Here is a 23902-nt window from a genome sequence, read left to right as displayed (position 1 = left end):
GATCGGGAGACCGGTTTCGCTCCTCCACGACCGGAGTCCAAAAGCATGGGGACAAAAGCTTGGGGCCCTAAAGCGGGGGCATAGACCCTGCTCCCAAGGTCCCTGGGGGAGAAGACGACCATGATCGATGCCGCGTTCGCGGACATGTTTCCGTTGTCCAATGATACCACTGAATACCGCCCCGTTGAGGGGACAGAAGGCTTGGTGGAAAAGGATAGCTTCCGGGGCCAACCCATCGTGGTGGTCAAGCCTGAGGCTCTGACCCGGCTCGCTGAAGAGGCCTTCCGCGACATTTCCCACCTGCTGCGTCCGGCCCATCTGAAGCAGGTCCGTGCCATCCTCGATGACCCAGAGGCCTCCCCCAACGACCGCTTTGTTGCCCTGGAGCTCCTGAAAAACGCCAATATCTCTGCGGGCATGGTCCTGCCCATGTGCCAGGACACCGGAACCGCCATCATCATGGGCAAGAAGGGACAACGGATCTTCTCCGGTGACACCGACGCGTTGGCGCTGTCAGAGGGTGTGGCCAAGGCCTATGGCTCCCTGAACCTGCGCTACTCCCAGATGGCGCCCCTGAGCCTGTTCGAGGAAGTCAACACCGGCAACAATCTGCCGGCCCAGATCGACCTCTATGCTGAGCCGGGCGAGGCCTATAAATTCATGTTCATGGCCAAGGGCGGCGGCTCAGCCAATAAGGTTTATCTCTACCAGCAGACCAAGGCCCTTCTGAACCCCGCCACCTTTGCCGCCTTCATGGACGAGCAAATCCGCACCCTGGGGACGGCCGCCTGCCCACCCTACCACCTGTCCATCGCCATTGGCGGCACCAGCGCCGAGGCCTGCCTGAAAGCGGTCAAGCTGGGCAGCGCCCATTATCTGGACAACCTGCCCAGTGAAGGGTCCAAGGCAGGCCACGCCTTCCGCGACCTGGAGATGGAAGCCCAGATCCTCAAAATGACCCAGGATATGGGTATTGGCGCCCAGTTCGGCGGCAAGTACTTCTGCCACGACGTGCGCGTCATTCGACTCCCCCGCCATGGCGCCTCCTGCCCCGTGGGCATTGGCGTATCCTGCTCCGCCGATCGGCAGATGCTGGGCAAGATCACCGAAAAAGGCCTGTTCCTGGAGCGCCTGGAGTCGGATCCCGCCAAATACCTGCCCGAAGTCCGAACCGACAAACTGTCCGAAGACGTGGTCAAGGTCGATTTGTCCCAACCCATGGACGAGATTCGCAAGACCCTCTCTCAATACCCGACCAAAACCCGGGTGTCCCTGACTGGTCCCATGATCGTGGCCCGCGACATCGCCCATGCCAAGCTGAAGGAACGCCTGGACGCGGGCGAAGGTCTGCCCCAGTACTTCAAGGATATGGCCGTTTACTACGCCGGCCCAGCCAAGACGCCCGAAGGCTACGCATCGGGCTCCTTTGGTCCCACCACGGCGGGGCGCATGGATGCCTATGTGGAGCTGTTCCAGGCCAACGGAGGGTCCATGGTGATGATCGCCAAGGGCAACCGCTCGAAAGCCGTCACCGACGCCTGCCAGAAGCATGGCGGTTTCTACCTCGGCTCCATCGGTGGCGCAGCCGCTCAGCTTGCACTGAACAGCATCAAAAAAGTCGAAGTCCTGGAGTATCCGGAATTGGGCATGGAAGCGATCTGGAAGATCGAGGTGGAGGACTTCCCTGCTTTCATCATCGTTGACGACAAAGGCAACGACTTCTTTAAACAGCTTTGACTTGTACCTGTTGTGGGGGCGGCTTGATTTCCGCCCCCTCCTTCTTCCTTCCCATTTCGCGGCCCCTCCGGTAATTCTGTCCGGCCCGCTCCCTTGGAAGGTCCCCTGCCCATGGCCAACGACCAACAATCCACTGCCCAGGCCCTCTTGCCCCTGATGCGTGCGGCGCTCGGCGGGGTGAAGGCCCATGAGATGTCCGATGCCACTGGTTTCTATTTGGATGGCGTTTTGTTCGGCATTCTCTCTGGCGGATTGCTGCACTTCCGCGTCGATCAACAAACCCAGGCTCCCTATGACGCCTGGGAGCGGGAGGAAGGCCAAGAAGATGGCGGAGCGGGAGGAGATCTATTCTCCCAAGGCGGTGTGCCATCCGGTGGCCTGAAATTCCGCCTCGTTCCCCCCTTCGTTCTCGATAGTGAGGATCGCTTGGCCGAATGGGGCAAAAGGGCCTGGGAAGCGGCCAAGCGGTCCCGCAAAGCCGCCGGATAAGGTGCCTCTGAGCCGCCCCGGAGGTGATGGCGCGGGGTCCAGGTCACGTTGGGCCACTGTATTCGGCAGGGGATGTTTTCCTGTCACGGGGCTTTGCCCCGTCCCCCACTGGGGCCGAAAGGCCCCAGACCCCAGGCCATTAAAAAAAGGGGGTTTGGGGGCATTTGCCCCCAAATGGGTTTGGGCAATCGCCCAAAAATACGAAACACCGTCGTGTACCGTAGCCAGCTTGACTCAAGCTGATCCCGTTTCACTCTAGAGCAATCTCCTCGAAGGGGAGGCCTGAGATCTCTGCAGCGAGGCTGTCGGCGGTCAGGCCGCGCTCGAACAGGTGGTCAGGCCAGAAAAAGGCCTCTTCCGGGGTGAGTGTGGGATAGGTCTCCTCCAGTTCTCCAGCCCTGAGGTAGAAGGCGTTCACACCAGAGGTCTCGCAGCCGATCAGCCGATAGCCTTTGTTTTGCGCGAGTTGGGTCAGGGCGGCGAGTGAGGCCCCGTGGAAAAGAGGATTCTGACCATCGGCAACGGGCCTATGGATCAGGGGGAAGGTGGCCATGCGGGTAGGGCCAAGGGCGCCATTGTATTCGAGGACCACCAGGGGAGGGCGGGCGACCTCCAGGGCTTTCCAGATCCAATAGTCGATGCTGTCGACATCCAGCGAGAGAATCCCCAGGTTCGTCCCTCCGGCTTCCAGAACCAAGGCATTGATCGTGTCAGGCGTCACCCTCCGGTTCAGAATGCGGTAATTCGCGGGTCCGGATCGACGGAATACACGCTCTGCCAGGGCGCATCCCCGGGCGTTGGCGTCAACGAATGTCCCCTGGCCCGGGTTGCGCAAGGCATGGTGGATCAGGTTGGCCTCTGCCGGGTGAAACCCGATTTCCAGGAAGGGTCGCGCACCCAGGTCAAGGGCGCGGACCAAATGGGCGAGAATGCCATCTTCCCCATGCTGGGAAATGATCTCTCGCTCGTGGTTGTTGATGGCGGAATGGGCCACACCCACCCAGGGTGCTCCCTTTTGGAGGCCATTTCTCCACCGGCCTTTGGCCCAATTTTTGATACCAATACGCAGGGACCGGGGGAGAAGAGTATTCTTGAGGGATGCCATGAAAGCTCCGTCCTGATTGAGGCCTTTGGAAGGCTGGCTCAGGACAAGGGCAATCCGGAAACCACTGTGAAGGCTCAGTATACAAAAAAAGCCGCCCAAGAGGGCGGCTTTTCTGTGATGATCTTATGGGGCCGGGTCAACCGGTCCGTTCGAACATCTTGATCTTGAGTTTGGCGATCGCTTCGCCGGGGTTCAGACCCTTGGGGCAAGTGTCTGTGCAATTCATGATGGTATGGCAGCGGAATAAGCGGAACGGGTCGTCCAACTGATCCAACCGCTCCCCCGTGGCCTCGTCCCGGCTGTCCAGCACCCACCGGGCAGCCTGCAGCAGGATGGCAGGTCCCAGGTAGCGATCGCTGTTCCACCAGTAGCTGGGGCAACTGGTCTGGCAGCAGAAGCAGAGGATGCATTCCCACAGACCGTCCAGCTGTTCCCGGTCTTCGGGGCTTTGCAGACGCTCACCTGACGGCGGGGCCGGGGTATCGGCCTTCAACCAAGGTTCAATGGAGGTGTACTGGGCATAGATGTGGTTCAGATCGGGAACCAGATCCTTGACCACCTGCAGATGCGGCAGCGGGTAGATCGCCACGTCGCCTTTGATGTCGGCGATGGGCTTCAGGCAGGCCAGGGTGTTGTAGCTGTCGATGTTCATCGAGCAGGATCCACAAATCCCCTCGCGGCAGGATCGCCGGAAGGTCAGGGTGGGGTCTACCTCGTCCTTGATCTTGATCAGGGCGTCGAGGACCATGGGGCCGCATTTGTCCATGTCCACGTAGTAGGTATCCAGGCGCGGGTTGCCGCCCTGGTCCGGATCCCAACGGTAAATCTTGAAGGTCCGGGTGTTCTTTGCCCCGGCCGGTGCAGGATGGGTTTTCCCTTCCTGAACGCGGCTGTTGCGGGGCAGATTGAATTCAACCATGTCTCAAAGCCTCCAGCGGAGTGGCCGATATCGCGCCGGATGGGAGAAACCCCGAGACAGGGCATCCCATCCTGTTCTGGATCAGTACACGCGCGCCTTGGGTTCGATGTAATCGACCTCGTCGGTCAGGGTGTAGGTGTGCACGGGGCGATAGCTTAGGCTGACAGCACCCTTGTCATCAATGCGCGCCAGGGTGTGCTTCATCCACTCGCTGTCATTCCGGTCCGGGAAGTCCTCATGGGCATGGGCGCCCCGGCTTTCGTGACGGGCTTCCGCCCCGTGGATGGTCGCCTTGGCGCAGGCCATCAGGTTCTCCAACTCCAAGGCCTCGGCGAGGTCGGTGTTGAAGATCATGCTGCGATCGGCGAGCTTGATGTCGGCCAGGGTCTCGGCGATGGCGTCGACCTTGTCCTTGCCTTCGGCCAGCGAGCTGGTCGTGCGGAATACCGCCGCGTCGATTTGCATGGCCCGCTGCAGGTTGTCCCGGATCACCGAGGTCAGCTTGGTGCCATTGGCGTTGCGCAGGCGCTCCAAACGGGCCAGGGCGAAGTCGGCGTTGCCGTCCTTCAGGGGCTTGTGTTTGGTCCCCGGGGTGATCAACTCGGCCGCCCGGATGGCCGCAGCGCGACCGAAGACGACGATGTCGAGCAGGGAATTGGTGCCCAGGCGGTTGGCGCCATGCACGGAAACGCTGGCGCATTCGCCCACGGCCATCAGGCCCGGGAAGACCCGGTCCGGTTCGTCCGCCGTCGGGTCCAGAACCTCGCCCTTATAGTTGGTCGGGATGCCGCCCATGTTGTAGTGCACGGTCGGCAGCACGGGGATCGGCTCCTTGGTGGCATCGACGCCCGCGAAAACCTTCGCGGTCTCGGTGATGCCGGGCAGGCGGGCATGCAGCACGTCGGCGCCCAGGTGCTCCAGGTGCAGGAAGATATGGTCCTTCTGGGGACCAACACCCCGGCCTTCGCGGATTTCCACGGTCATGGCGCGGGACACCACGTCGCGGGAGGCCAGGTCCTTCGCCGTCGGCGCATAGCGCTCCATGAAGCGCTCGCCCTCGGAGTTGGTCAGGTAACCGCCTTCTCCACGGGCGCCCTCGGTGATCAGGCAGCCGGAGCCGTAGATCCCGGTGGGGTGGAACTGTACGAATTCCATGTCCTGGAGCGGCAGGCCCGCCCGGGCAACCATGCCGTTACCGTCTCCGGTGCAGGTATGGGCCGAGGTGCAGGAGAAGTAGGAGCGGCCATATCCACCGGTGGCCAGAATGGTCTGGTGGGCCTTGAAGCGGTGGATGGTGCCGTCGTCCATGTTCCAGGCGATGATGCCTCTGCACTGGCCCTCTTCGATGATCAGATCCAGGGCGAAATACTCGACGAAGAACTCCGCCTTATATTTCAGGGACTGCTGGTACAGGGTATGCAGAATGGCATGGCCGGTGCGATCCGCCGCAGCGCAGGCGCGCTGAACCGGAGCCTCCCCATAATTCCGCATATGCCCGCCGAAGGGGCGCTGGTAGATCTTGCCGTCCTCGGTGCGGGAGAAGGGCACGCCCGCGTGCTCCAGCTCGTGCACGGCGGGAATGGCTTCCCGGCACATGTATTCGATGGCGTCCTGGTCACCCAGCCAGTCCGACCCCTTGACGGTGTCGTACATATGCCACTGCCAGCTGTCCTCGGCCATGTTGCCAAGGGCAGCGCCGATGCCGCCCTGGGCGGCCACGGTGTGGGATCGGGTCGGGAAAACCTTGGTCACGCAGGCGGTCTTCAGACCCTGTTGGACGCAGCCGAAGGTGGCGCGCAGTCCGGCGCCACCGGCGCCGACGACCAGGGCATCGTATTCGTGGTCGATAATCTCGTAGGATGCCATCGGGTTAGCCTCCGAAGGTCAGCTTGAGGATGGAGACGGCGGCCAGAACCGAGCCCAGGGCGGTATACATCTTAAGACCAAAGACGAGGATGTGTTTCACCGTGTGATGGTGCACATAGTCTTCGATGATGACGATCAGCCCGAGCATACCGTGGTAGAAGGCGCAGAACACCGTCAACAGCATCAGGGTCGCGTTCCATGGCGACCGCATAAAGTCCACCATGTCAGCGTAGGAGGCATCCAGGTTGCCGATGATCGCCACGAAGACGAACCACAGCATCAAGGGGACCAGGGCGATGGCGGGCAGACGTTCGGCCATCCAGTGGGAAGACGCGCCTTCTTTGGCGGCGCCCAGACCACGGGCCTTGCCCAGAGGTGTGCGTAGCGACATTGTTCAGTTCCTCCCTCAGCCGTAAACCGACAGGCCGATGATCCAGGCCAGCAGGGTCAGCACGATGGCGGCGCCAACGGCGATACGGCCTGTCTTGCGCACGGTCGGCATATCGAACCCGTAGCCGGTGTCCCACAGCAGATGCCGCATACCATTGCACATGTGGTAGAATACCAGGACGGTCAGTCCGAAGAGGACGATGTACCCGAAGAAGGATCCGAAGAAATTCTGAACGGCCTCGAAGGCCTCCGGACCGGTGCCTGCGGCGACGATCCATAGAAGGAAGAAGAAGGTTCCCCCCACCATCAGGCCAGCGCCGCAGATCCGAAAGACGATCGACAGCAGTGGCGGAAGCTTGGTCTGCAGCTTGTAAACCTGAAGGTGCGGCGAAATGGGCCTGGGATGAGATTTCATGGCGTCAGCCTCTTGCGCTGGTCCGCGGATTATTTGGTGCGTGCGCCCCCGAAACACGCCCGTCGGCCCTAATTCCCCCAAGGACCTTTCGTGACGGAACCGCGATACCTTCGGCGGCGCGACATGGATAGCGGGTCGGACTGATTGAGTCAACGACACTGGTCTGTCCCGCAGGGTCCCCCCTCTCCTCTCTGCGGTGTGATGGAGAGGGGGAATGGCTTGTTTTGGAAGGGATTGCGCCTTCCAGTGATCCACCGGAGAGTCGGAAGCGATGCGGCAATAACCTACTCAACCGCGTGGCCGGACCGGTGGGAAATCAACCCTCGCGTGGTATGAGGACCCAATAGTCCAAGTCCAGCACCACGTTGGGCAGGTACTTTCCGTCTTCTCCCTTGAGGGGGAAGTCGGTGCAAGGCAGGTCTTTGGTGGCGACGGTGCGCAGGCGCAGGGCCCCAAGGTCCTCGCGGTCCGGCAGGCTGGAGGTTTCCAGGACCTCGGACCAAGCGTGGATGGTATCCCCGGCGAAGGTGGGGTTGCAATGGGTGCCCGCATTGATGGCGGCCAGACGGAAGGCGTTCCCCAGGCCATTGAAGCTGAGAGCCCGGGCGAGACTGATCACATGCCCCCCATAGATCAACCGCTTGCCGAAGCGGCCCTTGGCCTGTTCGAACTGGTTGAAATGGACCTTGGCGGTGTTCTGCCACAGGCGGGTGGCCATCATATGTTCGGCTTCTTCGATGGTCATGCCGTCCATATGGTCAATTCTCTCACCCACGGCGTAGTCTTCCCAGAGGTGAGGGGATCCGGCGAGCGTGGTGTCATAGCCGGACATGTCCAACCCGTCGGAGACATAAAGATCCTCTGGCGCCACCCGGTCGGGCAGGTCGGGAATTTCGGGATCCGGGGCGGGATGGCTGGCGTCGCGCTTGTTGACCATGACCCAGCGGCAATAGTCGGCCACCACCTCGTCATTTTGGTTCAGGCCCACGGAGTTGACATAGACCACGCCGGTTTTGCCGTTGGAGTTTTCCTTCAGGCCGATGACCCGGCTGACGGTGCGAAGGGTGTCACCGGCGTAGACCGGCACTCCCATGCGGCCCCGGGCATAGCCCAGGTTGGCCACGGCGTTCAGACTGACGTCGGGCACCGTTTTGCCAAAGACCACATGGAAAACCAGGAGGTCGTCGAGCGGCGCGTCTTCGTAGCCGATGGCCATGGCCATGCTGGCGGCAGATTGCACAGCGAAGCGGGAGCCGTACAGGGCGCAGTACAGGGCAACATCGCCCTCCGTCACCGTGCGCGGAGTGGCGTGGACCAGTTCCTGGCCCAGGGAAAAGTCCTCGAAAAAGTGACCCGGGTTGGTCTTGTTCATGGAACGGTTCCGTCCTTGTCGGTCGTGAGCTTAGAGTGTCGAGCGGAAAAGTGGGCACCGGTTTTCCGCTTCACTCGATGCTCAACGTGTTTGATCTAAGAAGACAGGTCGGCGGCCAGTTCGGCGATGCGCTCCGACAGGGCAACCAGACGTTTGGCGTTCTCGACGTGTAGGTTCTCTACCAGCTTGCCGTCCACGACGACAACGCCCTTGCCATCTTTTTCGGCTTCGGCGTGGGCGGCGATGATCTTCCGGGACCAGGCAATCTCCGCTTCCGAGGGCGAAAACGCCTCGTTGGCCAAGGCGATGGTCTTGGGATGGATCAGGGTCTTGCCATCAAATCCCAGCTCCAGTCCCTGCTTGCAGGACTGGGCGAACCCTTCGTCGTCCTGAAGGTCCAGGTGGACTCCATCCAGAATCGCCAGACCATAGGCCCGGGCTGCGAGCATGCAAAGCCCCAGGGAGGTGATCATGGGCAACCGGTCGCGGGTATGGGCGCAATGCAGATCCTTGGCCAAGTCCGAGGTGCCCATGACAAAGCCACCCAGGCGGGGGGTGGCCCCGGCGATCTCGCGGACGTTCAACATGGCCAGCGGAGTCTCCATCATGCACCAGATGGTCATTTCGGGCGGTGCGCCATGGGCCTCCATCAGGGCCTGAACTTGCAGAACCTCGGTGGCGCTTTCCACCTTGGGCAGGAGAATGCCATCGCAGCCGGATCCGGTTGCCGCAATGACATCTTCCCGGCCCCATTCGGTGGTCAGGCTATTGGTCCGGATCAGAACCTCGCGCTTGCCATAGGCTTTGGCGGCGGACACCTCGCAGACGGTCTTTCGGGCCTCGACCTTTGTCTCGGGAGCGGTGGCGTCTTCCAGGTCGAGGATCAGGCCATCGGCGGCCAGGGTCTTGGCCTTCTCCAGGGCTCGGGTATTGGAGCCGGGCATGTACAGAACGCTGCGACGCGGACGCACTGTGGGGACCATGGCGGAAAACCTCCTTGCCTGTAGGGCGAATACCTATGAGTGTTCCGGGATGTCGTGGCCCCGGATCGGAAGGGAGCGTAATGAAATTTCGCTCTGGCGCCCGGCAACGTATTCATTGTTGCGTCTCCTGACAAGGATCCCGCAGTGCGAAAGCTGCATCGCTGCGGCCCTGCGCACGATTGTTGCTTGATGGTTTGCTTTTGCCCTTGTCCCCCTCCGCCCAGAGTTCCGCCGTTCGGAGTGCCCCGCATGACCTCCCTTTCGACTGCGCCTTCCTCCTCTTGTTCCGTTTCTCCGATCCTGTCCATTCAGTCCCATGTGGCCTTGGGGCATGTGGGGAATGGGGCAGCGGTTCCGGCCTTGTTGGCGGCGGGGTTCGCCCCCTGGGCCATCCCCACCGCCGTCCTCGCCCACCATCCGGGTCGTGGGGGATTTGTCGGGCGGATCACTCCGGCGGCAGAGGTGGCTGCCCTGGTCGCCGGAGTCGCTGCCCTACCGGAATTCCCCTCCTGCGTCGGTGTCCTCTCTGGTTACGCGGGCGATCCCGGGACTCCGGAGGCGATGGCCGGCGCCGTAGACGCCTTGCGGCGGGTTCGCTCCGGGGCACCCTACCTCTGTGATCCGGTCCTGGGAGAGCTGGGGCAGGGCCTTTATGTCCATGGGGACTTGCCGGAGCGGATGGGGCGGCTTCTTCTGCCTCGGGCCACAGTGGTGACGCCCAATCCCTTCGAACTGGCCCTGCTGACCGGGCGTGCGGCTCCACCCGCGACCCCGGAGGAGGCCCTGGAGGCAGCCCGGGACCTCCGTGCCCGGGGGCCGGAGGTTGTGGTGGTGACCGGTTTGCGCTTGGGCGGTGGCGAAATCGGTGTCCTGCTGGTTGACGGGCAGGAGCCACATTTGTCCCGACAGGACTTCGTGACCGGAGTGGAGTCGGTGAAGGGAACCGGCGATCTTCTTGCTGCTTGGCTGATGGCCCATTTGGCCCGGACGCCGGTGGCGGGTATGGAAAGACGGATCGATCCTGGCCACCTGGACAGCTTGACGGAGCGTCTCGGTGACCTGCTGCGGCAGGCGCACCGCCTTGGCACCCCGGAAATCCCTTTCGTCGGACTCTCGACTTGCGGGTGTTGAGGTTGAAATCCATGCGTTTCCCTTGGGATAGCCCCCGTCCCTCTCCGGTATCGACAACGTTTTTTCCTGGTCTCAAGGGAGCGAGGGAGCTATTTCTGTGACACTCAGTAGCCCGTTTCAACGGGGGCGAGAGTCTTTCGTCACCGTTGAATGAGGTCCTTTGATCCGGCACGCGTTCTCGTTTCGTGGAAAGGTTGACCTTTCGTCGAAAGGGGAGGCCCGCGACCGAAAAAACCCATGGAAAGGAGTGGCCGTGCACGAGGCCCTCAAGCTCCAAAAAACGGAAGCATTGGTGGCAACCTTGGCTGCCCTGGTGGAGCGGACGCCTGACGTGATCCGCGCCCGGATCCACGCCGTGGCTGCCAAAGCGGCGCCAGATGTGGCGAATCAGTTCTATGAGACGTTCCTGCAACACCCGCAAGGGCGGGCTTTTCTGACCCATAAGCTGGTCCAGGAGCGGCTTGTTCATTCCATGACCCATTGGGTGGAAACCCTGTTCCAACCCATGCCTGCCGAGGCCCTGGCCGGGATCATTGGCCGAAATTTTGAAGTGGGCATGGTTCACGCCAGGGTGAACGTTCCGGTCAGTCTGGTGAACCAAGGGGTGCGGGTGGTTCGGGGGGACCTGATCAGCCGGATCATGGAACAGGGCGATTTGTCGATCAATGACCAGATCGGGGCCATTCGCTTTGTCACGGATCTGATGGATATTCTGGCTGACGCCATGCATGAGGCCTATCTGGGGGATTTGCTGGGGACGGTGCGTCATCAGCAATCCCTGAAGATGTTCATGACCAGCCAGAATCTGGCCTTGGAAGCCGAAAGGCTGAAGTCCAGTTTGTTTGATTGGTTGCGCAATACGATCGTCGCCCTCTACGACAGCCCCCAGGGAGTGAATGACATTCCCTCCATCGAACATTCGGATTTTGGTCTGTGGCTGAACCATAAGGCGGAGCTGACGTTTGGTCCGGTACCCGAATTGTCCGCCTTGCGGGATCGCACCCAAGACGTGGATCGACGGATTCGCCAAGGCTTGAGGGGGCGGGTTGACCGGGTCGATCGGGATTTTGTGAAAACCTTGAACACCGACGTCACCCAGTTGGCCTATCTGCTGTCGATCCTGACCGAAAAGGCCATGGAGATCGAAAGCGGCCGGGACGCCCTGACGCGCCTGCTCACCCGCCGTTTCATGCCCGCGATCCTCCAGCGGGAGGTGGGTATCAGCATGCGGCAGAATATGCCTTTCGCCGTGCTTATGCTCGATTGCGACCACTTTAAGCGCATCAATGATACCTACGGCCACAGTGCAGGGGATCAGGTGCTGACAGGGATTGCCGAAAGGCTGTTGGCCCATGTCCGGGCCGGAGATTTCGTCTTCCGATACGGTGGGGAAGAGTTCATGGTGGTCATGACGGAAATGGACGCTTCGGCCTTGCGGATCAAGGCCGAAGCTCTGTGCTCCGTCGTGGCTGCGTCGCCCTTTCCCATTGCGGGGGGCGAGGCGTTGACGGTGACCCTGTCGGTGGGGGCGGCTTTGCACGACGGTCATCCGGACTATGAACACACCGTTAACCAGGCCGATACTGCCCTGTTGGAAGCCAAGCGTGGTGGGCGGAACCGGGTGGTGTTCGCTAACTTGTGACCCGGAGCACAGCGTGATCAATCCCCACCGCCAAGCCCTGTCGGAGGACGCCGAAGGTTTGGACCACACGGCCTGGGATGTGTTTTGATCGAAGGATCGGTGCTTGGGCAGGGAGTAAGACGCTGTTACCCTTTCTGAAAGGCCTCGTGGTCGGTTTCGCCATTGCCGCGCCCGTTGGTCCCGTTGGTATTCTTTGCATCCGGAAAGCCCTGGCCGACGGGCGGATCGCGGCTTTTGTGGCTGGTCTTGGTGCTGCCTTCGCTGATACCTTTTACGGCGCTGTAGCAGGTTTAGGACTCAGTCTCGTTAGCGATTTCCTGTTTGCCCACAGAATCATGCTGTCCGTGGTCGGTGGCGTGTTCCTGGTCATTCTAGGGATGAAAACCCTACGCAAACCGCCTTTGATCCTGCCCACGGGCTCGTCACGGGTGGGGTTGTTCAAGGATTTTCTGTCCAGCTTCACCATCACCTTGACCAACCCTGGTACGATTATCGCTTTTATGGCGGTGTTCGCGTCCTTCTCCGTGGTCAGTTTCGAAAGGGACGCCCTGGACGCCAGCCTGATCATCCTGGGCGTCTTCGTGGGATCGTCCCTGTGGTGGGCAACCTTAGCCTGTGCGGCGGGGGCCGTGCGAAGCCACTTCACACCTGTTTGGTTGCTCTGGCTGAACCGGATTTCTGGTGTGGCCCTGCTGGTCTTCGGTTTGGCTGTCCTGGCGGGGATTTTCTTCTTTTAAACGAGACGGAAGCGGAGGGGCTTCAGCCATGCTTCGACTTAAAAGTCTAGAGTGCAACGGGAACAGCTTGAGGCAAGCTGTTCCCGTTGCACTCTGGTTCTATCGATTTTGGGGCGCCTTCGAGATCAAGTCGGGCCAAGAGGTGGCCCAACTTGATCTCGGAGCAGTCTAAAGCCGGGGCATATTGGTGATGGCGTTGGTTGGGAAGGCGCCCGGGGCGCCCGTCGTTCCCTCATCCCAAGAGGGGACAGCAGGGGTGTTCTGGGGCGCGTCCCCAGGGGTGGACGGGGCCGGTTGCGGCTCTTGGGGCGCGTTGTTGGGATCCCAGGGGGGCGCGTCGCTTAGGCCGCTTGGCGGCGTGGGCGGCTCTGGTGCGACGGAATCTGGGAGCCAGGCCGGGGCCGGAACCTTAATGCGGCCCGGTTGTACCGTTGCTTGGCCTTCTTCGGTTTTGAGGGGCGCCGGGTTGCAGGTGTAGTAGGCCACATTGGGAGCGAGGGGCGTGCAGGCAAATTTGGCGGTCGAAAGATATTGGGCGACCCGTCCCAATTCCGCGCAATGGGCGGCCGCCAAGGATTGGATCTCCCGCGTTTTGGGGTTGTCTCCGGAAAAACAGACGGCCGCCTTCAAACGAGTGCCGTTCATGGGGACGATATTGGCTTCTCGCACCGGGTAATAGTCCAGGAAGGGTTCGCTACCCCCGCAGGCGCTCAGGAGAAAGCCGGTGGCAGCCAGGATGGGCGAGATGCGCCCCATGGACCGCACCATGGGCCAGGGAATTAAACGGCCCATCAATCGCCCCCTGGACTGGCCCTCGGTCTGGCCCTCGGTCTGGCCCTCGGTCTGGCCAGTGGTCTGGCCCGTGGTCTGAACGGCTGAAGTCGACACGGCGGCATCCCCAGGATTTTCATGAACTACGGGTCCCTTTGTACCCGCCTGCCGGGGGAGACAACAAGTTCAAAGGACAAGATCGGTGGAGAGGTGCCTGTGTGCTTGCCTCGCGGGCTTGGTCGGGCTAAACCGGGTGCAACGCGGTTGTGTGGGTGCCAGAACCGGTAAGAGGATTCTGAGGTGCCTGCGCCCGATCGAAGGGAATGATGGAGGGAGAACCAACCCATGGCCGACGGTAAGTTCCGGCTCGTGACCCGTAGTGACTTCGATGGCCTGGTCTGCGCGGCGCTGTTGAAGGAGCTGGGGCTGATAGACGACATCAAGTTCGTCCACCCCAAGGACATGCAGGACGGCAAGATCGAGATCACCGAGCGGGATATCACCACCAACCTTCCGTATGTGGAGGGGGTCCATCTGGCCTTCGATCACCACCTGTCGGAAACGATTCGGGTGGGTAAGCGCGACAACCATGTGATCGACCCCCTGGCGCCGTCTGCGGCCAGAGTCGTCTATGATTACTATGGTGGAAAGGAGAAGTTTCCGCGCATTTCCGATGATATGATGGAAGCGGTGGATAAGGGGGACAGCGCCCAGTACAACATGGAGGAAGTCCTGCACCCCAAGGGGTGGGAACTTTTGAATTTTCTGATGGATGCGCGGACGGGGCTGGGCCGTTTCCGCGAGTTCCGCATCTCCAATTATCAGTTGATGATGGAACTGATCGATTACTGCCTGGAGCATTCCATCGAGCAGATCCTGGAGCTTCCTGACGTGCAGGAACGGGTGGAACTCTATTTCGAGCACGAGCCCAAATTCAAGGAACAGCTCAAGCGCCGGGCTACGGTCCATGGCAATCTGGTCGTTCTGGACCTGCGCGAGGAAGAGACCATCTGGGCGGGCAACCGCTTCATGATTTATGCCCTGTTCCCGGAAACCAATATTTCCATCCACGTGCTCTGGGGCGTCAAGCAGCAGAACACCGTTTATGCCACGGGTAAGTCCATCTTCAATCGGTCCTCCAACACCAATGTTGGTGAGCTGATGCTCAAGTATGGCGGCGGCGGCCACCATGCTGCGGGAACCTGTCAGGTGGAAAATGATCGCGCCGAAGAGGTCCTGGCCGAACTGGTGGCCCGGATCACAGAAGACGGGTAACATGCCCGATTCACCGCTGAGCAAATACCAGCGCAAGCTGGAAGAGGGGGGGCTCATCCGTGACCCCGCCCAGGAAAAGGCCCTGGAGACCCTTCAGGCCTTGCACCACGAGCTGAAGTGCCATCACCCACCCGCGCCGGCCGAGAAGGCCGGGGGCTGGGGGGCGCGCTTGGGCTTTGGCCGCAAGAAGGAGCGCGTGACCCACCCCGCCCCCAAGGGACTGTACATGTACGGCGAAGTGGGGCGCGGCAAGTCCATGCTGATGGACCTGTTCCACTCTTGTTTGGCCCCGGGGGTTGGGCGGCGGCTGCATTTCCATGAATTCATGCGTGAGGCCCATGCCCTGCTGCACCAATGGCGGAGCGGCGGAGGGAAGGGCGGCAAGGTTCCGGATGGCGCGGGAGATCCCATTCCCCGCCTGGCCAGGACCATGACCGAAGGCAATCGGGTCCTTTGCCTGGACGAGATGGATATTCAGGACATCGCCGACGCCATGATCATTGGTCGGCTGTTCCGCGAGATCGTCGATTTGGGCGTGGTGGTGGTCACGACCTCCAACCGGCACCCCGATGACCTGTACAAACATGGCCTCCAGCGCGAGAAGTTCCTGCCTTTCATTGCCTTGATCAAGGAGAAGACCCGGGTGGTCGAATTGGCCAGTGCCAAGGATTACCGCTTGGACCGGATGAAGGGCATGACCGTCTATGTGACCCCCACGGGGGAGGCAGCGGACGCTTGGCTTGACCGCTGTATGAGCCGGGTGGCAGGGGCGGAAAAGCCTGCTCCTGCTGTGGTGGAGGTCCATGGCCGTTCCGTGCCCGTGCGTGCGGCGACCTCCCGAATGGGGCGTTTTACCTTTGACGACCTCTGTGCCCATCCCTTGGGGAGTCATGACTATCTGGCCATCGCAGAACGTTTTGAGACGGTGATCATTTCCGGGATCCCGGTCCTTGGGCCGCGGAACAAGGATGAGGCCCGGCGGTTCGTGGTGCTCATCGATGCCCTTTATGACCATCGGACAGCTCTTATCTGTTCGGCAGACGCCGCGCCGGAGGTGCTTTATCCCGAAGGTCAGGGGGCTTTCGAATTCCAACGGACCGTTTCCAGGCTGATGGAAATGCAGTCCGAGGAATATTTGGACCAAGTCCATTTGCGAAATCTTCCTGCGACCACAGGAACGACCGAGGACATATTGGAGAAGGACGCCTTATGACCGAGAAGCCAATCCTGTTTGTGGTGGATTTGACCTACAAGGTGCCCATGGAGCGGATCCAAACCGTGCTGGAAGCCCATATGGCCTTCGTGCACCGCTGCTATGACGCGGGGGTGTTCATCGCTTCCGGTCCCAAGGAGCCGCGCACGGGTGGGGTCGTCATTGCCAAGGCCGGGGACGAGGCCTCTCTGCGGGCTCTTCTCGCCGAGGACCCGTTCGTTACCGAGGATTTTGTGGAAGTGACCCTTACTCCCTTCCGTCCCTCTCGGGTCGAGCCGGGCGCGTTGGGCGATTGGGTTTAGAGCGGTATAAGGAAAAGTGGGCACCGCGTTTCCGTTACGGTAGACGACAGTGTCTCGTCATTTTTGGGCGATAGCCCAAACCCATTTGGGGGCAAATGCCCCCAAACCCCCATTTTCCTTTTATAAATAAAAGCCTGCGGTCTGGGGCCTTTCGGCCCCAGTGGGGGACGGGGCAAAGCTCCGTGACTTTACGAGAGGGTACAAGGCCCGTCAGGGCGCGAGGAAGAGCCCCCCGGCAGTGCCCAGGGCCAGGACAATGGTCCAGGGAGGCAGGCGCCAAATCCGCAGCCCAAGGAAGCCCAATGCCGCCAGCGCGGCCTCCTGGCCACCGACGACAGAGCGGGCCAGAACAGGGTCCCAGAATGCGGCGGCAAGGAGGCCGACGACGGCAGCATTGATTCCGGCCAGGGCGGCCCGCACATCGGGGCGGCTGCCGAGCGTATCCCAAAAGGGCAGAACACCCAGGAGCAGAAGAAAGCCCGGTAGAAAGATGGCGAGGGTTCCCAGCGCTGCCAGGGCCAGGGCCGAATCGATCCCCATATTCTGCCCGGCGGCGGCGCCCAGGTAGGAGCCGATGGTGAAGAGCGGGCCGGGCATGGCCTGGGCCAGACCATATCCCGCCAGGAAGCTTTGGGGCGTCACCAAGCCGCTGTCCACCACTTCGGCCTGGAGCAGGGGCAGCACCACATGGCCGCCGCCAAAGACAAGGGCGCCGGAGCGGAAGAAAGAATCGAAGACCTGAAAGCCCGCTCCCAATCCGGCGGCGAGGGGAAGCCCCAGGAGCAGGGCTGCGAACAGGACGAGAGGAAGAAGGCCTGTTTTCTGGCTCAAGGGCAAGGAGAGGGCCGTCTGGGCGGGTGGGCTCCGCTCCAGGGCCGCCCAGGTTGCCAGTCCGGCGCAGCCAAGCGGAAGGAGCTGGCCAAGGACCAGTGGAAGGCCCGTGTGGGGCCAAACCAGGACGATCGTCAGGGTACCGATCGCCAGGCTCGCCCGGAATCGGTCTGGGCAGAGGGAGCGGGCCATGCCCAGGATGGCGTCGGCGATGACAGCCACAGCCACCAACTTTAAGCCGGCCAGGGCCCCTTGGGCGAAGGGGCCGTCCACCAAAGCCACCCCCAGGGCCGCCAGGGCCATTACCAGGGCCGAGGGCAGGGTGAAGCCCAGGAAGGCGATGAGTGCGCCGGCCAGACCGGCCCGCCGCAAACCGATGGCAAAACCCATCTGGCTGGAGGCCGGACCAGGCAGAAACTGGCACAGGGCGAGAAGGGAGGCGAAGGCCTCCTCATCCAACCATTTCCGACGGACGACGAAGGTCTTGTGGAAATACCCCATATGGGCGATTGGACCACCAAAGGCTGTGAGGCCCAAGGTGAGGAAGGCGCGTCCCACCTCTCGCAGGGAACCGGCGTTTGGCGTGGGGGGGGCGGCAGGTGAGGTCTTGGATCTGTTCATGGCGTATCAAGAGTGGGGGCATCGGAAAGGGCTGCCAAGAGACGGTTTCGTGACGATGCTTGGGCGACTGATACCAAGGTGCGGTGAGTTTGCCTCACCGCACCTTGGAAGCGGCCAAGTGGCCGCCGCGCCCTATGGCGCGTAAAAGCCCGCGTGGCGTTTGAACGCAAGAAAAGCGGCGTGGGTTTCAACCCGCGCCGCTTGGTATGACTCTCCGGTTGGGCTGTTCAATATCCGATCGTTTTACGCGGCCCGAAGATGGGTGAGGATTCCGTTCAGCTTGTCGCGGAGAGTGTGGTTGTGTTGTTCTATCGCCCTGCTGACCTGCGTGACCCTGTCAACCGCTTGTCCTGTTGACTTGGCGGCTTCCGAGACCCCGGCGATATTGCGTGTCACGTCTTGTGTGTTGCTGACCATGCCCTGGGCATTCCGGGATATTTCGGCGGTTGCTGCGCTTTGCTGTTCCACTGCGGAAGCGATGTGGGCCGTGCTTTCCCGCATTTCGTCGATGGTCTGACGCACATGTGAAATCGATCCAACGGTTTGCTCCGTCGCAGATTGCATGTCGCGAATTTGGTCGGAGATCTCCTGAGTCGCCTTGGCGGTTTGATGTGCCAAAGTCTTTACCTCGTTTGCCACGACGGCGAACCCCTTGCCCATCTCCCCGGCTCGGGCGGCCTCGATGGTGGCATTGAGTGCCAGTAGGTTGGTTTGTTCGGCGATATCCTTGATCAAGCTTGTGACGTCACCAATACGTCGTGCCGCGTTGGCGAGGCCTTCAACGGTTTCGCCCGCCTGTTTGGCTTCTTCGGTGGCCCTTGTGGAGATCGTCCTGGTGTCGTGGGCTTGGTGCAAGATCTCTGCTATGGAGTTGGAGAGCTCTTCAACTGTTGCGGCCACCATTTCCACATTCCCTGTCGTTTGGTCGGCAGCTTTCGCCACGGCGCTGGCCTGCTCACTGGATCGGGAGGCCTCGGCTGACATGTGGTCCGCCGTTCCGCGCAATTCGTCACAGGATGTCCCGAGCATGGAGACAATGTCGGACAGGCTCGCTTCGAAATCATTGGCGATGCCCCGCATCGACTCTCGGCGCCGTACAGCCTCCTGTTCGGCCGCCTTGGCTTGCTCGGTGTCGAGCCGGGTGTTCTCGATGGCTTGATCTCGGAACACTAGGACGGCGCGCGCCATGTCACCGATTTCCGTTTTCAAGTCACTGTCCACGAGGTCAAAGGTGGTGTCTCCGTCGGCCAAGCGACGCATCAACTGGGTTGTTTCTGCGATCGGTCGGCTAATGCTGTGGGCGGTTAGGCCGCCAAGGACGCTGACCGTGAGCAAAAGGGCGACCGCGATTCCAGCCATAGCTGTTTCAGTCCAGGACTGATTCTCAGCCCTCTTTTCTTCGGCCTGGACCATGGTTTCATGGGCGCTTTCGAAGATTTTTGTGAGCGCGGCTTCCATGGTGTCAAAGATCGTGCCGAGGTCTTTGATTTCCGACTTCAGGTCAAGAGTTGTGGCAACCCAGGCTTTGAACGCATTCTGATAGGTATCCATAAGTTGACCAATTTCGGTTTTAAAACCATCAGAAAGGTCCGTTTCTCTCAAGATTTTGTCAAATTCCAACCGCCGCGCGTCGAAGAGGTCCATGTATTTCTGGTCGTGGCGGAGCATGAAATCCTTTTCGTGTCGCCTCATCATCAGCATCTTGATTGTCAGCGGGTCGAGGTGGGCTTCCTTCAATTTGTCTTCAACGGTATGGACCGCGTCTCGAAGTTTCCCGTTCAGGCCTTGGTTCTCATCGAGGCCGATGGTGGTGTAGAGTTGGACTATATGCGAAAAACGCGCGTTCTGATCTACGATTCCCTGTTTGAACTTGGTGAGGATATCCTTGGTTTTTGTCGCTGCTGTCAGGGCAGTCATCTGGTCGAGGAGGCCCATCACGGTTTTGACCTCGGCGTGATATTGATCCGCAATGGCTAGATCGGGCCTGAGGAGGAAGTCTTTCTCCCTGCGACGCATTTGCAGTGCTCCCCTTTCGAGCGCACTGGCCATAACGTCAAGCTCTGTAGAGGTTTTGAGATTGGCTTCCGCACGGTTTATGGCGACGCTTCCCGAAAAATACGTGGCGATCAGGAGGAGGCCGGTCGTTAGTGCGAGACCCACAAGGATCCAAATCCGCAGGCGAACGGTCATTCGTTCCAGTAAACGAGATATCAATGCTGCAGATCCCTTTGTTTCCATGAAAAAAAAGCAGGGTTTTATCTGGCAAGTTTTCGCACGGATTATCCTGAAATGATTTGTGTGTGTAAAATTAAATTTTTCACAAATTTTTATTGAATTTATTTGATATTTAAGGATCGCGTCTGCTCCGGTAAGAATTGTTGGAGTGTATCCTTTATTTTTTCGTGGTTTTTTCGTGAAAGTCGCGGTTGAATGTTTGTGTCGTGAATGAATGTTCGGTGAATCTATTTCTATGCACGCTTGTTTTTCGGAAAATCATTTGATTTGGTAGCGGTTTTCTCGAAAATGGATTATTTTTGTTTTCCAGCCATCTCAAGGTGTATTTTGTGGAGTTGTGCGTCTGATTGTTCTTCTCGTTGAGCGGTGCTGTCCGGAGTGGAACGAAACCTGCTCATTTCAAGGGCAAACACGAACGAACCTTGCCTAGAACTCTTGCCTCTCCCGGGGAATCGCGCTAGGACAACCCCGCCTCTGGCCCCTCGGGAGCGGCCGGAAGGTGCTCCGTATTCGCAAGTCCTCTTGCGGATTCACCTATTTAATCGAGAGGGTTTCAATGGCACGCAAGAAGATCGCCCTGGTGGGGGCCGGTAACATCGGTGGCACACTTGCGCATCTCATCGGCCTTAAGGAACTGGGCGATGTGGTGCTGTTCGATATCGCCGAAGGGACACCCCAGGGCAAGGCGCTTGACATCGCCGAGTCCACACCGATCGAGGGGTGTGATGCGGCCTATTCCGGGTCGAACGATTACAGCGCGATCAAGGATGCCGATGTCGTCATCGTGACCGCCGGTGTGCCCCGCAAGCCGGGTATGAGCCGTGATGACCTGATCGGCATCAACGCCAAGGTTATGTCTGCGGTGGGCGAAGGCATCAAGAACAACTGCCCCGACGCTTTCGTGATCTGCATCACCAACCCGCTGGACGCCATGGTTTGGGTTCTACGCGAGGTCTCCGGTCTGCCCCACAACAAGGTGGTGGGCATGGCTGGCGTTCTTGACAGCGCCCGTTTCCGCTATTTCCTGGCCGAGGAATTCAATGTGTCCGTCGAGGACGTCACCGCGTTCGTGCTCGGTGGCCACGGCGATACGATGGTTCCGCTGACCCGTTACTCCACCGTTGCCGGTATCCCCCTCCCGGATCTGGTGAAGATGGGTTGGACCACGCAGGAAAAGCTGGACCAGATCGTTCAGCGCACCCGGGACGGCGGCGCCGAGATCGTCGGCTTGCTGAAGACCGGTTCGGCTTTCTACGCTCCGGCTGCGGCTGCGGTGCAGATGGCTGAGGCTTACCTGAAGGACAAGAAGCGTGTTCTGCCCTGCGCGGCTTGGGTGGACGGCCAGTATGGTCTGGACGGAATGTACGTGGGCGTGCCCACGGTGATCGGCGCCGGTGGCATCGAGAAGGTCGTTGAGATCGAGCTGAACGACGCCGAGAAGGACGCGTTCGGGAAGTCGGTCGATAGCGTTCGCGGTCTGCTCGCGGCGTCTAAGGAACTGATGCCGAAGTAAGTAAGAGAGAAGTGGGAACCGGCGGATCCTGCCACCGCGCTTCCCCCCGGGTCACCCAATGGATCGGTTCTGGTCCATTGGGGCGGGGCTGGCGTGCTTTGGGCCGTCGATTAGGAGAGGGAAACTTATGAATATTCATGAGTATCAAGCCAAGCAAGTCTTGGCGAAGTACGGCGTGCCCGTACTCAAGGGAGGCGTGGCCTATACGCCTGAGGAGGCAGCTAAGGCCGCTCAGGAGTTGGATGGTCCGGTTTTTGTCGTGAAGTCCCAGATCCACGCCGGTGGGCGCGGTAAGGGGACGTTTAAGGAGGCCGCAGCGGGCGATAAGGGCGGCGTTCGCGTTGTCAAGTCCGTGGATGAGGTCGCGGAAAACGCCAAGCAGATGCTTGGTCACACCTTGGTGACCCACCAGTCCGGCCCCGAAGGCAAGCAAGTCAAGCGCGTCTATATCGAGGATGGCTGCGACATCAAGCGCGAGCTGTACCTGTCCCTCCTGGTGGACCGCGCCACGTCTTCCGTGACCGTGATGGCCTCGACCGAGGGCGGCATGGACATCGAAGAAGTGGCCGCCGAGACCCCGGAGAAGCTGTTCTTCCAATCCATCGATCCGGCAACCGGCGTGTCCGGCTTCCATTGCCGGAACGTGGCCTTTGCGCTGGGCCTGGAAGGCAAGCAGGTTGGCGCCTTCGTCAAGCTGATGTCCGCGCTGTACACCTGCTTTGTCGATACCGATTGCTCCATGCTGGAAATCAACCCGCTTGTCGTCACCGGCGCGGGTGCGGTGATTCCGCTGGACTGCAAGATGAACTTCGACTCCAACGCCCTCTACCGTCACCCGGACCTGATGGACTATCGGGACGAGGACGAAGAGGATCCGATGGAGCTGGAAGCCTCCAAGCACGACCTCAACTACATCAAGCTCGATGGTGCCATCGGCTGCATGGTCAACGGCGCGGGCTTGGCCATGGCGACCATGGATATCATCAAGCTGAAGGGCGGCTCTCCGGCGAACTTCCTGGACGTTGGCGGCGGCGCCACCAAGGAGCGCGTCACGGCGGCCTTCAAGATCATTCTGTCCGATCCGAACGTGGAAGGCATCCTGGTCAACATCTTCGGCGGCATCATGCGCTGTGATGTGATCGCCGAGGGCGTGATCGCCGCGGCGAAGGAAGTCTCGCTGAACGTTCCCCTCGTTGTCCGTCTGGAAGGCACCAACGTGGAACTCGGCAAGAAGATTATGGCCGAATCCGGTCTGCCGATCATCGCTGCGGACAATTTGGCCGACGCCGCCGAAAAGGTGGTCAAAGCGGTGAAGGAGGCTTCCTGATGTCCGTACTTATTGGCAAGGATACCAAGGTTATCTGTCAGGGCTTCACCGGCTCGCAGGGCACCTTCCACTCCGAACAGGCGATTGCCTACGGGACCAAGATGGTCGGCGGCGTGACCCCCGGTAAGGGAGGATCCACCCACCTCGACCTGCCGGTGTTCGACACTGTGGCCCAGGCCAAGGAAGCCACCGGTTGCAACGCGTCGGTCATCTATGTGCCGCCGCCGTTCGCCGCCGATGCCATCCTGGAGGCTATCGCCGCCGAAATCGAACTGGCCGTCTGCATCACCGAAGGCATTCCGGTGCTGGATATGGTCAAGGTGAAGCGGGCCCTGCAGGGCAGTGCCACCCGCCTGATCGGTCCCAACTGCCCCGGCGTGATTACCCCCGGCGAGTGCAAGATCGGCATCATGCCCGGTCACATTCACCGTCGCGGCAAGATCGGCGTTGTGTCCCGCTCTGGCACCCTGACCTACGAAGCGGTGGCGCAGACCACCGCCGCCGGTCTGGGCCAGTCCACCTGCATCGGTATCGGCGGTGACCCGGTCAACGGCACCAACTTCATCGATTGCCTGGAGATGTTCCTGGACGATCCCGAAACCGAAGGGATCATCATGATTGGTGAAATCGGTGGCTCCGCCGAGGAAGAGGCCGCTGAGTTCATCAAGCAGTCCAAGGTGAAGAAGCCCATGTGTGGTTTCATTGCCGGTGTGACCGCCCCCCCGGGCAAGCGGATGGGCCATGCCGGCGCCATTATCTCCGGCGGCAAGGGTACGGCAGGCGACAAGCAGGAAGCCATGAAGTCTGCGGGTATCCTGGTTGCGGATAGCCCGTCGGCCCTGGGCAGCACTATGGTTGAGGCCATGAAAAAGGCCTAATAATATTACGGGAGTACCCCATCCCCCCGGAAAAATTTTCCGGGGGGGTTCCCGTAGCGTAAAAGGGCACCATAGTATGTGAAGGCCGGGGTGTAGAGAGAGCCCTCGGAACTGGTCTACAACGAACACTGTGCCTGTTTGGAACCCACG

Annotated in this window: 21 protein-coding genes; 11 read left to right on the top strand and 10 right to left on the bottom strand. The window is 60.6% G+C overall.

The window, feature by feature from the left end; translation table 11 throughout:
- Positions 1–120: 120 nt before the first annotated feature.
- Together ACLIRY_RS12345 and ACLIRY_RS12340 are read left to right on the top strand one after the other, a co-directional pair.
- Positions 121–1737: a fumarate hydratase gene (locus ACLIRY_RS12345; RefSeq protein ID WP_413205692.1), complete on the top strand. Its 1617-nt coding sequence runs from the start codon at positions 121–123 to the stop codon at positions 1735–1737.
- A gap of 111 nt (positions 1738–1848) precedes the next feature.
- Positions 1849–2226: a TfoX/Sxy family protein gene (locus ACLIRY_RS12340; protein WP_413205691.1), complete on the top strand. Its 378-nt coding sequence runs from the start codon at positions 1849–1851 to the stop codon at positions 2224–2226.
- Between the two features lie 250 nt (positions 2227–2476).
- On the opposite strand, the gene ACLIRY_RS12335 is transcribed toward ACLIRY_RS12340, so the two are convergent.
- The 7 genes from ACLIRY_RS12335 to ACLIRY_RS12305 form a co-directional block, all read right to left on the bottom strand.
- On the bottom strand, positions 2477–3331 hold the full coding sequence (locus tag ACLIRY_RS12335) for a hypothetical protein (RefSeq protein ID WP_413205690.1): 855 nt from the start codon (positions 3329–3331) through the stop codon (positions 2477–2479).
- 136 nt (positions 3332–3467) lie between these two features.
- Complete coding sequence (locus ACLIRY_RS12330; RefSeq protein WP_413205689.1) at positions 3468–4250, bottom strand: succinate dehydrogenase iron-sulfur subunit; 783 nt, start codon at positions 4248–4250, stop codon at positions 3468–3470.
- A gap of 81 nt (positions 4251–4331) precedes the next feature.
- Positions 4332–6116 carry a succinate dehydrogenase flavoprotein subunit gene (gene sdhA / locus ACLIRY_RS12325; protein ID WP_413205688.1) on the bottom strand — a complete coding sequence of 595 codons (1785 nt, stop codon included), beginning with the start codon at positions 6114–6116 and terminating at the stop codon, positions 4332–4334.
- 4 nt (positions 6117–6120) lie between these two features.
- Positions 6121–6507, bottom strand: coding sequence for a succinate dehydrogenase, hydrophobic membrane anchor protein (gene sdhD, locus ACLIRY_RS12320; protein WP_413205687.1), 387 nt, complete (start codon positions 6505–6507; stop codon positions 6121–6123).
- Between the two features lie 15 nt (positions 6508–6522).
- Positions 6523–6921, bottom strand: coding sequence for a succinate dehydrogenase, cytochrome b556 subunit (sdhC, locus tag ACLIRY_RS12315; RefSeq protein ID WP_413205686.1), 399 nt, complete (start codon positions 6919–6921; stop codon positions 6523–6525).
- Between the two features lie 316 nt (positions 6922–7237).
- Positions 7238–8293, bottom strand: a complete 1056-nt coding sequence (locus ACLIRY_RS12310; protein WP_413205685.1) for a MaoC family dehydratase — start codon at positions 8291–8293, stop codon at positions 7238–7240.
- Positions 8294–8388: 95 nt separating this feature from the next.
- A complete protein-coding gene (locus ACLIRY_RS12305) occupies positions 8389–9276 on the bottom strand; it encodes an HpcH/HpaI aldolase/citrate lyase family protein (RefSeq protein ID WP_413205684.1) in 888 nt (295 codons plus the stop codon).
- Between the two features lie 249 nt (positions 9277–9525).
- Here ACLIRY_RS12305 and pdxY point away from each other — a divergent pair, with 249 nt between their 5' ends.
- From pdxY to ACLIRY_RS12290, 3 genes are all read left to right on the top strand, one after another.
- Positions 9526–10407, top strand: coding sequence for a pyridoxal kinase (pdxY, locus tag ACLIRY_RS12300; RefSeq protein WP_413205683.1), 882 nt, complete (start codon positions 9526–9528; stop codon positions 10405–10407).
- Positions 10408–10660: 253 nt separating this feature from the next.
- Positions 10661–12049: a GGDEF domain-containing protein gene (locus tag ACLIRY_RS12295; protein WP_413205682.1), complete on the top strand. Its 1389-nt coding sequence runs from the start codon at positions 10661–10663 to the stop codon at positions 12047–12049.
- A gap of 146 nt (positions 12050–12195) precedes the next feature.
- Positions 12196–12786 (top strand): LysE family translocator, encoded by a 591-nt coding sequence (locus tag ACLIRY_RS12290; RefSeq protein WP_413205681.1) that lies wholly within the window; start codon positions 12196–12198, stop codon positions 12784–12786.
- Positions 12787–12954: 168 nt separating this feature from the next.
- Here the strand turns inward: ACLIRY_RS12290 and ACLIRY_RS12285 are convergent, their stop codons facing one another.
- Entirely contained in the window at positions 12955–13674 is a 720-nt protein-coding gene (locus ACLIRY_RS12285; RefSeq protein ID WP_413205680.1) for a hypothetical protein, read from the bottom strand.
- 228 nt (positions 13675–13902) lie between these two features.
- Between ACLIRY_RS12285 and ACLIRY_RS12280 the strand changes: the two genes are divergently transcribed.
- The 3 genes from ACLIRY_RS12280 to ACLIRY_RS12270 are packed head-to-tail and all read left to right on the top strand — an operon-like array spanning position 13903 to position 16347.
- The gene (locus tag ACLIRY_RS12280) at positions 13903–14832 is read left to right on the top strand and encodes an exopolyphosphatase (RefSeq protein ID WP_413205679.1); all 930 of its coding nucleotides are present in this window, start codon (positions 13903–13905) and stop codon (positions 14830–14832) included.
- Position 14833: 1 nt separating this feature from the next.
- A complete protein-coding gene (gene zapE, locus ACLIRY_RS12275; RefSeq protein WP_413205678.1) occupies positions 14834–16045 on the top strand; it encodes a cell division protein ZapE in 1212 nt (403 codons plus the stop codon).
- Positions 16042–16347 carry a YciI family protein gene (locus ACLIRY_RS12270; protein ID WP_413205677.1) on the top strand — a complete coding sequence of 102 codons (306 nt, stop codon included), beginning with the start codon at positions 16042–16044 and terminating at the stop codon, positions 16345–16347. Before zapE ends, ACLIRY_RS12270 begins: the two co-directional genes overlap by 4 nt.
- A gap of 210 nt (positions 16348–16557) precedes the next feature.
- Here ACLIRY_RS12270 and chrA read toward each other — a convergent pair whose 3' ends face one another.
- Entirely contained in the window at positions 16558–17799 is a 1242-nt protein-coding gene (chrA, locus tag ACLIRY_RS12265) for a chromate efflux transporter (RefSeq protein WP_413205676.1), read from the bottom strand.
- A gap of 243 nt (positions 17800–18042) precedes the next feature.
- Entirely contained in the window at positions 18043–19989 is a 1947-nt protein-coding gene (locus tag ACLIRY_RS12260) for a methyl-accepting chemotaxis protein (RefSeq protein WP_413205675.1), read from the bottom strand.
- 601 nt (positions 19990–20590) lie between these two features.
- Here ACLIRY_RS12260 and mdh point away from each other — a divergent pair.
- From mdh to sucD, 3 genes are all read left to right on the top strand, one after another.
- Positions 20591–21547: a malate dehydrogenase gene (gene mdh / locus ACLIRY_RS12255; RefSeq protein ID WP_413205674.1), complete on the top strand. Its 957-nt coding sequence runs from the start codon at positions 20591–20593 to the stop codon at positions 21545–21547.
- A 127-nt stretch (positions 21548–21674) separates the two neighbouring features.
- Entirely contained in the window at positions 21675–22874 is a 1200-nt protein-coding gene (gene sucC / locus ACLIRY_RS12250) for an ADP-forming succinate--CoA ligase subunit beta (protein ID WP_413205673.1), read from the top strand.
- Positions 22874–23752, top strand: coding sequence for a succinate--CoA ligase subunit alpha (gene sucD, locus ACLIRY_RS12245; RefSeq protein ID WP_413205672.1), 879 nt, complete (start codon positions 22874–22876; stop codon positions 23750–23752). Before sucC ends, sucD begins: the two co-directional genes overlap by 1 nt.
- The last annotated feature ends 150 nt before the right edge of the window (positions 23753–23902 follow it).

Origin of the sequence: Rhodospirillum sp. A1_3_36 (assembly GCF_047263945.1) — a bacterium.
Lineage (GTDB): Bacteria > Pseudomonadota > Alphaproteobacteria > Rhodospirillales > Rhodospirillaceae > Rhodospirillum.
This window is presented reverse-complemented; position numbering and strand designations above follow the sequence as displayed.